Source organism: Seonamhaeicola algicola (assembly GCF_007997385.1).
Taxonomy (GTDB): domain Bacteria; phylum Bacteroidota; class Bacteroidia; order Flavobacteriales; family Flavobacteriaceae; genus Seonamhaeicola; species Seonamhaeicola algicola.
The window spans coordinates 1-673 of the sequence record NZ_VOSC01000008.1; the positions used below are offsets into that span (position 1 = coordinate 1).

At 30.3% G+C, this 673-nt stretch carries 1 protein-coding gene; it reads right to left on the reverse strand.

Going from position 1 to position 673, the window contains the following annotated elements; genetic code table 11:
• Nucleotides 1-353 precede the first annotated feature (353 nt).
• Entirely contained in the window at nt 354-542 is a 189-nt protein-coding gene (locus FUA26_RS02500) for a hypothetical protein (protein WP_147131122.1), read from the reverse strand.
• Nucleotides 543-673: the final 131 nt, after the last annotated feature.

A 673-nucleotide genomic window follows, 5' to 3' on the forward strand; every position in this document is an offset into this window, starting at 1 on the left:
AATTAAGTATAAATATCGTTTCTTCATAATTATTGCCAACGGTCTCGTATAACCGTCAGTTACGGGTTAAAGTACGCAAATTTTTCGGTTTAGCACTGACGTTAGCAATTCCGAGTGGATTCGGACGTAGTCGAATCCGCCGTAATTGCGGTTATACATTGTTGGCAACAGTTTTTTTCGTAACTAATAATATTTTAGTTTCCGAATACTTTTTAAAATTCAGATTCCGAAAATAGTTCTTTAGATTATTTCTGAGCTGATGTTTAATTCTGTCTGTTTGATTTTGATCAGTATAATTTAAAAAAAGGTTTATTCTTTCCGCCTATTTTATGAAATTCCGCTTTTGTTCGATTCTAATTACGAACAGTTTTGAAATTTCCAAAAATTAAAGAGGTAATTAAAAGTCCTATTCCAATTCCGATAAAAGAACCCTTCGCAAAATCAGGTAATTCAAAAAATTGAGATACAATTTGTGAAGTTGAAATTATAATCATTCCAATTGATAATAAAATTAATGCTCTTCTTTTCGTTATTTTTTTCATTTGATATTAGATTTTAAATAATTAGTAACTCAAGTAAAGTATTTGTTACATTAAGTTCTTAGTTTCTCAACGTTTTGGCTAAATTGTTGCCAACGGTTAACGGCTATAAATTCGTTGCGGGAAAATCCGCA